General features: G+C 65.8%; 10 protein-coding genes. 5 read left to right on the forward strand and 5 right to left on the reverse strand.

The annotated features are described in order from the left end of the window. Window positions 1-37: 37 nt before the first annotated feature. The 5 genes from clpP to ACZ1I2_RS13505 all read left to right on the forward strand — a co-directional run bounded on the left by clpP (window position 38) and on the right by ACZ1I2_RS13505 (window position 5,169). Complete coding sequence (gene clpP, locus ACZ1I2_RS13485; protein ID WP_465173628.1) at window positions 38-739, forward strand: ATP-dependent Clp endopeptidase proteolytic subunit ClpP; 702 nt, start codon at window positions 38-40, stop codon at window positions 737-739. Further along, on the forward strand, window positions 739-2,319 hold the full coding sequence (locus ACZ1I2_RS13490; protein WP_465176896.1) for a hypothetical protein: 1,581 nt from the start codon (window positions 739-741) through the stop codon (window positions 2,317-2,319). The genes clpP and ACZ1I2_RS13490 overlap by 1 nt, the downstream gene beginning before the upstream one ends. A gap of 154 nt (window positions 2,320-2,473) precedes the next feature. Then, window positions 2,474-3,742, forward strand: coding sequence for an ATP-dependent Clp protease ATP-binding subunit ClpX (clpX, locus tag ACZ1I2_RS13495; protein ID WP_372854985.1), 1,269 nt, complete (start codon window positions 2,474-2,476; stop codon window positions 3,740-3,742). Window positions 3,743-3,945: 203 nt separating this feature from the next. Then, a complete protein-coding gene (locus ACZ1I2_RS13500) occupies window positions 3,946-4,548 on the forward strand; it encodes a GNAT family N-acetyltransferase (protein WP_465173626.1) in 603 nt (200 codons plus the stop codon). Window positions 4,549-4,551: 3 nt separating this feature from the next. After that, on the forward strand, window positions 4,552-5,169 hold the full coding sequence (locus ACZ1I2_RS13505; RefSeq protein WP_465176895.1) for a DUF4240 domain-containing protein: 618 nt from the start codon (window positions 4,552-4,554) through the stop codon (window positions 5,167-5,169). 273 nt (window positions 5,170-5,442) lie between these two features. Here ACZ1I2_RS13505 and ACZ1I2_RS13510 read toward each other — a convergent pair whose 3' ends face one another. The 5 genes from ACZ1I2_RS13510 to ACZ1I2_RS13530 all read right to left on the reverse strand — a co-directional run bounded on the left by ACZ1I2_RS13510 (window position 5,443) and on the right by ACZ1I2_RS13530 (window position 10,997). Continuing rightward, on the reverse strand, window positions 5,443-5,778 hold the full coding sequence (locus tag ACZ1I2_RS13510; RefSeq protein WP_465173624.1) for an ArsR/SmtB family transcription factor: 336 nt from the start codon (window positions 5,776-5,778) through the stop codon (window positions 5,443-5,445). Then, window positions 5,775-6,242, reverse strand: coding sequence for an SRPBCC family protein (locus ACZ1I2_RS13515; RefSeq protein WP_465173623.1), 468 nt, complete (start codon window positions 6,240-6,242; stop codon window positions 5,775-5,777). The genes ACZ1I2_RS13510 and ACZ1I2_RS13515 overlap by 4 nt, the downstream gene beginning before the upstream one ends. A gap of 57 nt (window positions 6,243-6,299) precedes the next feature. After that, a complete protein-coding gene (locus ACZ1I2_RS13520) occupies window positions 6,300-7,769 on the reverse strand; it encodes an NCS1 family nucleobase:cation symporter-1 (protein ID WP_465173622.1) in 1,470 nt (489 codons plus the stop codon). A 60-nt stretch (window positions 7,770-7,829) separates the two neighbouring features. Next, window positions 7,830-9,860, reverse strand: a complete 2,031-nt coding sequence (locus ACZ1I2_RS13525) for an elongation factor G (protein WP_465176894.1) — start codon at window positions 9,858-9,860, stop codon at window positions 7,830-7,832. 135 nt (window positions 9,861-9,995) lie between these two features. Further along, window positions 9,996-10,997: a LacI family DNA-binding transcriptional regulator gene (locus tag ACZ1I2_RS13530; RefSeq protein ID WP_465176893.1), complete on the reverse strand. Its 1,002-nt coding sequence runs from the start codon at window positions 10,995-10,997 to the stop codon at window positions 9,996-9,998. Between the last annotated feature and the right edge of the window lie 43 nt (window positions 10,998-11,040).

Raw genomic sequence — 11,040 nt, forward strand, 5'->3', positions numbered from 1 at the left:
AGGCATCTACTGGGGCATAAGGATTCAAAGGCACACTATGCATAACCCGTTCGAGACCGGCGACTTCATGCGCCCGCTCACTTCCAATGGTTTCACCACCCAGGCGCCGCAGGCTGGCCTGGTTCCGATCGTGATCGAACAGTCGAACCGCGGCGAGCGCAGCTTCGACATCTATTCGCGGCTGCTGCGCGAGCGGATCATCTTCGTGACCGGCGGCGTCGAAGACCATATGGCCTCGGTGATCAGCGCCCAGCTTCTCTTCCTGGAGTCGGAGAACCCCAAGAAGGATATCTTCATGTACATCAACTCGCCGGGTGGCGTCGTCACGGCGGGCATGGCGATCCATGATACCATGCAGTATATCCGGCCGCGCGTCGGCACGGTCTGCATGGGCCAGGCCGCCTCGATGGGCAGCTTCCTTCTGGCCGCCGGCGAGCCGGGCATGCGTGTCGCGCTCACCAACGCGCGCATCATGATCCATCAGCCTTCGGGCGGCGCGCAGGGCATGGCCAGCGACATCGAGATCCAGGCACGCGAGATCCTGCGTATCCGGCACCGGATGAATGAGCTCTATGCGCATTACACCGGCAAGCCGATCGGCGAGATCGAGCGCGCGATGGATCGCGACAAGTTCCTGTCGGCGGATGAGGCCAAGGAATTCGGCCTGATCGACGAGGTGTTCGACAAGCGTCCGGCGATTGCGGACGATAGCGCTACCCCGATTCTGCCCGCATCCTGATGCGGACCGGCCATGTCGCCGGCGTCGTGGCGATGTTCGCCCTGGCGCTGGCGACGGGTTCTTCGGTTGCCGGGGCGATGGCGCGTCATTCGGGCGGCGCGCAGAGTGACGACCGGCTAGTCGAGCAGACTGACGACCGAGCGCTCGGCAAGACGCCTGATCAGGCGACGCTCGATGCCATCGACGACGCTATAGCGCACAAGGATGCAAACCTGGCGCGCGACAGAATCGCCAGGGCGCTAGCCACGCCATCGCTAGATCGCGACGCCGTGATCGGCCTGCTGAGACTGAGGGCGATCACGTTTTCCTGGGGGAACGATACCGCAGGCTTGCGCGATTCGCTTGCGCGCCTGGAAACGGCGGCGCCCGATGATCCGGAGCAAGCGGCGTTCGCAGTTGGCCTGCTCGGGCATATGATCAGCCCGCAACTCGGATCGGAAGTCCTGGGCCGGTTCATCACGCAATTCCCCGACAAGATCGGCCTGCTGGATGCTGGCTATACGTCTACGCTTGTCGGGCGTATCCGCCGTGGCGGGCTGGCCAGGGAGGCGGACGACGCAACGCTGTTCCTGGCGGAACATGGATTTTCTGCCACCTCGATGGATATTCGTACCGCGTTCCAGCGGACGGCGGCGGGTGTCGCCATCGCCAGGGGGCAGGTCGATCGTGCGATCGCACTGGTCGCCGATGTGCATGATCGGGATGCGCTCACCTTTCTCCTGACCGATCGCCGGTTTGCACCGTTATGGCCGGCACTCTCGACGCGTGTCGGGCCGCATATGCGCGCGGCCGAAGCCGCGAACATCGCGGAGACCAAGGCTGTGCTGGCGCAGTCGCCCGACGATCCGGAAGCCAAACGGAGCCTGCTCGACGCCTATTTCTCCGCGGGCCAATTCGACAATGCCGATGCGATCGGCGCCAGTTTCGGCGCCACGCCGGAAGCGCTGCAGTCGTTGAACGAGGCCGATAGCTGGGTCGTCGTCGATCACGCCTATTCATTGTATATCCGCAATCGCCAGGCCGAATCGGATGCGCGGTTCGCTTCGGTCACTAACCGGGATATCGCGCGCAATTTCTGGATCATCAACGCGATGATCACGCGGGTGGACATGCTCGTTCGAACGGGCCGCTTCGAGACGGCTGCGCCCTTGTTGGACCAAGTGATTCCATTGACGGAAACATCGGCCACTCCGGCAGCGCGGCAGTTTCTGCGGCGCGGGAAGATATGTTCCGATCGGGCGCTACGCCCGGGCATCGACCAGTCCGCCATCATCGCCCAGCTAGAGGCTCATGCGCGCGATGCCCCGATCAGTACCGTCGAGGGCCTGTTCTGTATCGGCGAGCCGGACAAGGCGGCGGCGCTGATCCTATCGATGCTCGCCGATCCGGAGCAGCAGCCTGATGCAATCGCCTGGCTTCAGCCGGACGGCGTCTTCCGGCTCGGGCCTCCCTCGATATGGTCTGCCGACTGGAATTTACTGCGTGCACGCCCCGACGTGCACGCCGCGTTCGATCGCGTGGCGAGGACATTGCCGAAGGACCTGTGGCCGTCGGATGCGTCCGAGAAGCCTCTGCGCTGATCGCAATGGGTTGTTTCCTGTTTCCTGCGTGAACATATTGGCTATCGTCGGCGCGGAACTATCATTAGGCTGTTTCGCCGGACGATAGTGAAAGCGGCTTGAACGCCCTCGCGGCTGCGACGGGTTTGCGTAATCGAATGAAGGTATCTGGTTTATGACGAAGCTCAGCGGTGGCGACTCGAAGAGCACGCTGTATTGCTCGTTCTGTGGCAAGTCGCAGCACGAGGTACGCAAGCTGATTGCCGGGCCTACCGTGTTCATCTGCGATGAGTGTGTCGAGCTCTGCAACGACATCATTCGCGAGGAAACCAAGTCCGCGCTCGTCTCCAAGAAGGACGGGGGCGTGCCCACGCCGCAGGAGATCTGCGACGTGCTCGACGACTATGTCATCGGGCAGAAGCGCGCCAAGCGAGTCCTCTCGGTCGCCGTGCACAATCACTACAAGCGCCTCAACCACGGCCAGAAGGGCGCGGATGTCGAGCTTGCCAAGTCGAACATCCTGCTCGTCGGGCCGACCGGCTGCGGCAAGACCTTGCTCGCCCAGACGCTCGCGCGAATCCTCGATGTGCCCTTCACCATGGCCGATGCCACCACGCTGACCGAGGCGGGCTATGTCGGCGAGGATGTCGAGAACATCATCCTGAAGCTGCTCCAGGCCTCCGACTATAATGTCGAGCGGGCGCAGCGCGGCATCGTGTACATCGACGAGATCGACAAGATCAGCCGCAAGGCCGAGAACCCGTCGATCACGCGCGACGTGTCGGGTGAGGGCGTTCAGCAGGCGCTGCTCAAGCTGATGGAGGGCACCACGGCCTCCGTCCCGCCGCAGGGCGGGCGCAAGCATCCGCAGCAGGAATTCCTGCAGGTCGACACGACGAACATCCTGTTCATCTGCGGCGGCGCGTTCTCGGGTCTCGAAAAGATCATCGGCGATCGCCTCCAGGGCAAGTCGATCGGGTTCGGCGCCTATGTCGCTTCGCCTGAGGAACGCCGCACCGGCGAGACGCTCAAGTCGGTCGAGCCCGAGGATTTGCTGAAGTTCGGCCTGATCCCCGAATTCGTCGGCCGTCTGCCGGTGATCGCCACGCTCGAGGATCTCGACGTGCCGGCGCTGGTGACGATCCTTACCGAGCCGAAGAACGCCCTGGTCAAACAGTATCAGAAGCTGTTCGACATGGAGGAAGTGAAGCTCGGCTTCACCGACGACGCGCTGGTCCAGGTCGCCAGAAAGGCGATCGACCGCAAGACCGGTGCGCGGGGGCTGCGTTCGATCCTCGAGGGCATCCTGCTCGACACCATGTTCGACCTGCCGGGAATGGACGGGGTCGATGAGGTGATGATCGACAAGGACGTGATCGAAGGCCGCAAGGAACCGATCCGCGTCTATGCCAAGAAGGACAAGGCGGGCGCCGGCGCCGCTTGATAACGAGGCAGGCATCTCAAATCGCGATGCCTGTCTTCTTCTCCCTCTCCCCTTGTGGGAGAGGGAAGGGGCCCATCGCTCTTGCGATGGGAAGGGTGAGGGGGACACGCGTAGTTGCGGTTTTGAACCTCACTCCCCCTCATCCGGCGCTTCGCGCCACCTTCTCCCACAAGGGGAGAAGGGTATAGGCGCCTCATAACGGCATGCCTGAACACGCCAACCCAACTATCCGAGTCGCCGCCACCAGCGACCGCACCGCCATCGCGGCCATGCTCGCCCGCGCCTTCGTCGACGACCCTGCGACCAGCTACATCTTCCCCGACCCCGCAGAGCGCGCCAAACGCCTGCCCCGAATGTTTGCCCTGTTGTTCGACGAGGACGCGCACGGCATGCGCCTCGTCACTACGGGTGGCGAGGCGGCCACCTTATGGCGGGCCCCCGGCCACAATCGAACGACCCTGCTCGATCTGCTGCTCCACGCGCTGCCGCTGGTGAGCCTGTTCGGCACCGCACTCGGCCGTGCGCTGGCGGTGTCCAACGCGATCGACGCGCATTTTCCCGCCGGTGACTATTGGTATCTCCACATCGCCGGGTGCGATCCCGCATCGCAAGGCAAGGGCCTTGGCGGCGCCACGATCCGATCGGGATTGGAACGTGTCGCGGACAGCGGATTGCCGGCCTATCTCGAGACACCGAGTGAGAAATATATCGGCTTCTATCGCGGACTCGGCTTTGACGTGATCGGCGAATGGGCCGTGCCCAAAGGCGGCCCGCGCTTCTGGTCGATGATGCGGCCGGCGGATTGATCCATGCGAGCACTCGCCATCCTTGCCCTCGCTCTCTCGTCGGTTACTGCCATGCTCTCCGCACCGCCGGCCAATGCCCAGCAGGAAAGAAGGCCCAGCGAGATGAACGAAGCGCGTTTCTGGCAGATCGTCGGCGGATCGGCGCGCAATGAGCCGGATCCGCAGAGCCAGGCGACTGCTTTGCGCGCGTCGCTCGACCGCCTGACGCCGCAGGAGATCGAGGCCTTCGCCGACATCTTCGACGAACTGATGCGCCGATCCTATCGCTGGGACCTATGGGGCGCCGGCTTCGTCGTGGAAGGCGGCATGTCCGATGACGGCTTTGAATATTTCCGCCGCTGGCTGATTTCGCGAGGCAAGACCGCGTTCGAAAAGGTCAGCGCGGACCCGGACTCCCTCGCCGACATCATACCGGACGATCATGACGGCGAATTCGAATTCGAGGAATTCCGCTATGTCGCCGACGAGGCCTGGGCGAACAAGACCGGCCGCAGCGCCGAGGCGATGCCGCGCAAGGCTCAGACGTACAGTTCGGACCCGTCGGGCACACGGTTCACCGAGGACCCTGCAGCCCTCAAAAAGCGCTATCCGAAACTATGGGCGCGGTTCGGCTCGGATTGATCGATTCAACTTTACCCTCGACCATTGCAGCAACGAGCTGGGCAGAATGCTGCAAGCATCCGCCCCGCTCTTTCACATGGTGAAATGTTGGACGATTCCAGCCGCCGATGAGCGGAAAGAACAGCGCGTTTTGTCGTCTGTTATCCGCTGTTACTGCGTAACAGGGAAAACGCAGCGCAAGCAGTTGATCCGGCTCCGGAAAATCGAGCCGAAACTCCAACATAACAGCGGAAGAAAAAAACATCGCCCGAACAGGGGCATTGTTGGAGCGAATCAGGACTCCGCCAGGAAGTCGCCGAGCCGGTCCAGCCGCCGCTCCGCCGGTGAACGTCGATCGCGGATCCATTGTTCGAGGATCGAGAAGCCGCCGGGCACCAGCTGGCAGCTCCGCACGCGCCCGACCTTCTCGGTGCGGACCAGCCCGCATTCCTCGAGCACCTGCAGATGCTGAGCCACCGCGGTCAGGGTGATGCCGAGCGGAGCAGCCAAGGTGGAGACGGACAAGGGCCCTGCGGTCAGCCGCTCGACGATCGCCAGTCGCGACGGGTCGGCAAGCGCGCGCAGCACGCGCTCGACCCTGGCCGCCGGCTTGGTGTCGGGAATCGTCACGCCTCCGGCAATATCGCCCCAAGCCGGTCGAACAAGGCGTTCCACCCATGCTCGCGCATCTCGGGGCCGTCCGCGCCTTCGAGGAACACGGCCTGATGCGTGCAGATCAGGTCGGTGCCGCTGTCGGTCGCGACGAGTTCGATGGTCAGCAGCGCGACCGAGATGGGCTTGCCGCCGATCGTCATGGTGGCGGCGCTGACGATGCGCTGGTCGGGGACGATGTTGTGGAAATATTCCTCGTTGGCGAGTTCCACGCCCTCGAACGGCGTATCGGGGCCCATGCGCGATCGGGAGACGGAGCGGCCGCCAACGCGGAAGTCCATCTCGAATATGGCGCCTTCGCGATCGGCGTACCAGCGGCGCTTCCGATCTTCCTGGCTGAGCGCGGCGAACACGCGCTCCCTCGGAACAGGATAGCTGCGCTCGATCACGAAGGTGCTGGGAAGGACGGGCAATGTGTCCATGATGTCACGACTCCATAGTGAAGTGATGGCTTCACTATGGCGAAGCTCGCGTAACAGTCAAGTCATCACTTCACTATTGGTTCGTGCATGGCGCATCAGCACTGCATAGGTCCCGAGCGCCAGGAACAGCCCGGTGAACCAGGCATATGCATAAAGCCCGGTCCAGAAGCCGCCGAGCCAGCCGAACGTTCCCGGCGCCACGGTCGCGAGGAAACCCGGCAGATTGGGCAGCACGCCTGCCGCGAAGGCGATGAGGGCGCGGCCGTTCCACCCGCCGGCATAGGCATAGCGTCCGCCCTCGCGGTACAGGTCGTCGATATCGAGCCGGGTCCGCCGGATCAGCCAGTAATCGGCGATCAGGATGCCGGCGATCGGGCCGAGCAGCGCGCTGTACCCGGTCAGCCAGACGAAGATGTAGCCGCCGGTCGTCGCGAGCAGCTTCCACGGCATGATCAGCACGCCAATCACTGCGGTAATGAGACCTCCCGTGCGATAGGAGATCTTCCCAGGCGCGAGCGACGAGAAATCATAGGCGGCGCACACCAGGTTCGCGGCGATGTTGCACGAGATGGTGTCGATCGCGATGACGATCAGCCCGAGCAGCACCAGCGGCCCGGCCAGCGTGCCCGACAGCGCGACCGGGTCCCAGATCGCATGGCCGTAAATCACCACCGTCGCCGAGGTGGTGATGACGCTGGCCAGCGCGATCAGCCCCATGCCCGGCGGCAGGCCGATCGACTGGCCGATCATCTGGTCGCGCTGGCTCTTCGCGAAGCGGGTGAAGTCGGGGATGTTGAGCGCGAGCGTCCCCCAGAAGCCGACCATCGCGGTGAGCGATGGCCAGAACACCAGCCAGAACTGCCCGTCGCGCGCGCCGCCGGGCACGAAGGCGGAGGGGCTGGCGAAGATCGGACCGAGTCCGCCGGCCTTGTCCACCGCCCACCAGACGAGCGCGACGCACACCAGGATCTTGATCGGGGCGGTCCAGGTCTCGAGCCGCCGGATCGTCGTCAGCCCCTTGCTGACGAAGAACAGCTGCAGCGCCCAGAAGGTCGCGAAGGACAGCATCTGCCCGACGCCGATGTCGAGCACGGGCACGACCGGCCCCTTCAGGCTCTGCCCGACGAACACGCCGAGCAGGGTCAGCAGCGCCTCGCCGCCGATCCAGGTCTGGATGCCGAACCAGCCGCACGCGACCAGCGCTCGCGCCACCGCGGGCAGGCGGGCGCCCCTGGTGCCAAACGACGCCCGCGCCAGCACCGCATAGGGGATGCCGTAACGCGCGCCGGCATGGCCGATCAGCAGCAGGGGGACGAGCACCACGACATTGCCGAGCAGTACGGTCAGCGCGGCCTGGCCCGCCGACATGCCTTGCTCGATCAGGCCGGAGGCGAGCATCCAGCTGGGCACCGCGACGATCATGCCGATCCAAAGGGCCGCGAAATGATACCAGCGCCAGGTTCGCTGCGTCGCGTCCGTCGGCGCGAGATCGCGGTTCCAGAGCGAATCCGTGGCGTGATCGGTCATGTGCGTTCCCCCGTCGGGGAGTTGGCCGCAATTCGCGCAGCGGCGCAAGAGCGGGAAGGATCAGGCCGGTTGCTGGATCCGCTGCACGATGTCCTCGGCGACCTTGCCCGCGACCGGGGCGAAGTGGTCGAAATGCGCCGTGTAGCGCGCCATGCCCTGGCTCAGCGATTGGAGTTCGGCATCGAGATCGTGCAGCTCGGCATCGGGCAGCAGCACCTCGATTACGTCCCAGCGCGACCAGCCCGCCAGCGGCGTCATGCCGAGCATCTGTCCGCGCCGGCTGGCGACCGCCGAGGTGATGCGCGAGCTGGCGCTGCCCGGCGCGTGAATCGTCACCTGCGCGATCGGTTCGAGCAGATAGGGCGACGCGGCGGCGAGCGCTTCCGCCATGGCGATCCGCCCCGCGGTGCGGAACGCCAACTCGGAGCTGTCGACCGCATGGAACGACCCGTCGACCAGCGCGACCGCGACATCCACCACCTCGACGCCGAGCGGTCCTTTCGCCATCGCGTCGCGCACGCCCTGCTCGACGGCGGGGATCCATTGCCGCGGGACCGCGCCGCCGGTGATGCGGTCGTCGAAGCGGAAACCCTGTCCGCGCTCCAGCGGCGCGATCTCGATCACCACATCGCCATATTGGCCATGCCCGCCCGACTGTTTTTTGTGCCGGCCGCGCTGGCTGGCGGCTTTCCTGATGGTCTCGCGATAGGCAACCGCGGGCGGCCGCGCCGAGATCGCCACGCCGTAGCGCCGCTTCAGCCGGTCGAGCGCGACCGCGAGATGCTCGTCGTTGATTCCTCGCAGCAGCGTCTCGCGCGATCCCTCGTCCTGGCCCCAGCGCAGCCCGGGATCTTCCTCGGCCAGCTTGTTCAGCGACGTGGACAGGCGGACCTCGTCCTTGTGATCCTTGACCGCAATGGCCAGCGCATGGTTCGCGGTCGGCACCGGGGAGGCGGCGGCTACCGCCCCGGGACGCGCGGCGATGCCGATCAGGTCGCCGGCCCTCGCCGCATCGGCCTTGGCGATGCCGACGATCTCGCCCGGCTCGGCGCGCTGGATTCGCGTCGCCGCGCCACCCTGAAGCGCGAACAGCGCGCCCGCACGCATCGCCTCGCCATCGCCCCCGACCAGTTCGGCGCCTTCGCTCAGCGGCCCGCCGAACACCCGCGCGATCGCCAGTCGGCCGATCGTGCTGCCGTGCGAGATCTTGAGCACCTGCACCGCCGGACCGGCGATGCCGATCCGCTCCGCGGTCCGCGCGGCGGTCGGCGTGTCGTGGCGCAGCATCTTGAGCAACCGGCGGATGCCGAAGCCGTTGAGCGCCGAACCGAACAGCACCGGCACGACCAGCCCCGCGGCGGTCTCCCGCGCTAGGTCGCCAAAGATCGTCTCGAGGCTCGGCACCTCGTCCGATAGCAGCTGTTCGAGCAGCACATCGTCATGATCGGCAAGCTGCTCGAGCATATGGAAACGCGCCGCCGCCTCATCCTGCCTGAGATGCGCGGCGAGGGGGACCTGCTCGGAGCGTTTGCCCGGTTGGTAATGATAGGCGCGTTCGAGCGCGAGATCGACGAACCCGGCGGTGCGCTCGCCGGCGCGGATCGGGATCTGGCGCGCGACCAGCGCGGCGGCGCTCATCGGCTGCAGTGCGGTCAGCAAATCCTCGATGCTGCCCCGCGCCTGGTCGATCTTGTTGACGAACAGCGCGTGCGGGATGCCGATCGCTTCCAGCCGCCGCAGCGTGGGCTCGATCAACGGCGCCCGCGCCGGATCGGGATCGATCACGACCAGCGCCAGATCGGCGGCGGCCAGCGCCATCTCCATGTCGGTTACGAAGGCCGGAGAGCCGGGCGCATCCGTGATCAGATAGCGGTCGCCCATCCAGTCGAAGCGCAGCAGGTTGAGTTCGGTCGATCCGCCCCTTGCCCGCGCCTCGGGGCTGGCATCGCCGACACAGCTGCCGGCATCGACCGCGCCCAGCCTCGGGACGGCGCCGGCGGCGAACAACAGGGCTTCGCCAAGGCTGGTCTTGCCCGCGCCGGCGGGGCCAACAAGCGCGATCGCTCTCGCGCCTCTGCGGATCTCGTCCACTAACGCTCTCCTCGTCCTGCCGGCCTTTCGTAGCGAAGGTCGGTCGTCGGGAGTCGCGACGGTCTGCCTATAGCGCCCGGAACGCAAGAGCGGGGCGGGATTTCAGTCGCCGATCCGGCGGCAATGCATTCCGCCCTATGTCAGGAACGCGACCGACGCCCGAGGCACGAGACCGGTCCCGATCATGAAGATCTCCGCATCATGCGGCCGCGGCGCGGCGATCCGTTCGACCAGCATGGAGAGCGCGCGCTCCGCCATTTCCTCGACCGGCAACTCGATCGTCGAAAGCGATGGCAGGCTCTGCTCCGCGAGCGGGATATCGTCGAAGCCGAGGACGGAAAGGTCTTCCGGAACACGCAAGCCGCTTGCCTGCGCATGGCGCAGCGCGCCGATCGCGATGACGTCGGCGGCCGCGAAGACGGCGGTGGCGCGCCCCGTCGTGATCGCCGCGCGCGCCTCGGGCTCCAGGTCGACCGAAAAGGCATTGCGCACCCGAAAGGCGAGCATGCCCTCGGCGCGGATCAGCGCCTCCGCGCCGTCGCAGCGGTCACGCATGCTGGCGATGTCGGTCGGGCCCGAGATGATCCCGATCCGGCGATGCCCGGCGTCGAGCAAATGCCGGGCGGCGATCCGGCCGGCACCGAGATAGTCGACTCCGACCGTGGCATAGCCGGGCAGCGTCCGATCGAGAACGACCGTCGGGGTATGCGCGAGCACGCCCTGCGACGTATCCTTGTCGCGGATCGGGAACCAGACCAGGCCGTCCACGCCCAGGTCGGTCGCCTTGGCGAGCGCAGCATGTTCGAGCGCTTCATTGCCCTCGGTATCGATCAGGAACATTGCATGGCCACGGCTCCGCGCCGCACGGAACATGGCTTGCGCCAGTGCCGGGAAGAACGGATTCGCCAGGTCGGGCAGCAACAGCGCCAGGGTGCCCGATCGGCCCGTCTTCATCGCCCGCGCGGCGACGTTCTGGCGATAGCCGATGCGCTGCGCCACCGCGAGAATGTGCGCGCGGGTCTGCTCGCCGACCGATCCGTTGCCGTTGACGGCGTAGGAAGCGCTTGCCAGCGAGACCCCGGCTTCGCGGGCCAGGTCCTTGAGCGTCGGTCGCCGGCTGGAAGGAACGTCAGGCATGGGATGGGGCGCACTCGGGAAGCTGCCGACCGGCATAGGGTCG

This window comes from Sphingomonas sp. BL-S-29 (assembly GCF_055521495.1).